This window comes from Streptomyces durbertensis, from assembly GCF_014156695.1.
GTDB lineage: Bacteria > Actinomycetota > Actinomycetes > Streptomycetales > Streptomycetaceae > Streptomyces > Streptomyces durbertensis.
The window spans coordinates 1-649 of the sequence record NZ_WMLF01000903.1; the positions used below are offsets into that span (position 1 = coordinate 1).

At 76.3% G+C, this 649-nt stretch carries 1 protein-coding gene; it reads right to left on the reverse strand.

Translation table 11 applies throughout. The features are described from left to right. A partial coding sequence (locus GL263_RS29150; protein ID WP_182858444.1) for a fibronectin type III domain-containing protein occupies window positions 1–553 on the reverse strand: 553 nt, incomplete at its 3' end. Between the last annotated feature and the right edge of the window lie 96 nt (window positions 554–649).

Sequence of the window (649 nt, forward strand, 5' to 3'; positions counted from 1 at the left end):
GGCCCCGCCCGCCCGGGGCGCGGGCCGGGCAGTCGGTGTGCGCGGGGGTGCCCTGCGGGCCGTCGGAGGCCGTGGGCCTGGCCGGCATCGTCAGCTCGACCTCCTCCGAGGCAGCCGAGTACAGGCCGTCCGCGTCGATCGCCCGCACGGTGAAGCCGTAGCTGATGCCCGGCTCCAGGCTGCCGACCTCGGCGGTCAGCACCTGGGGCCCGACCGCGACCACGGCGGTGCTGGTGCCGTCCTGGAAGACCCGGTATCCGGCGACGGCGCCCCGCCCGGTGGCGGTGGCCTCCTGCCAGCTGAGGCGGACGCTGCTCGGCCCGGTCGCCTCGACCTCCAGGCCGCGCGGGGGCCGGAGTACCGGCGACAGCACGTCCGGCACCGGGGAGACCGCGCCCTGCCGGTCGTCCGTCCGGGGGTCCTGGGGACCGGCGGCGGAGGTGTGCCGGCCACCGGCCAGCACGGCCAGCGCCACCAGTGCGGCCACCGCGAGCACGGCCGACGCCACCACGGACGGTCGTGCGGCGCAGCGGGTGAAGAACCGACGAAGCACGGGTTACCTCCCCGACGGAGTCAGCGATGTCGGGACAATTGTCGTGTTCGTCCGACTTCCCCGCGCAACTCGACAGGCCGACGGCTCGCCGGGGAG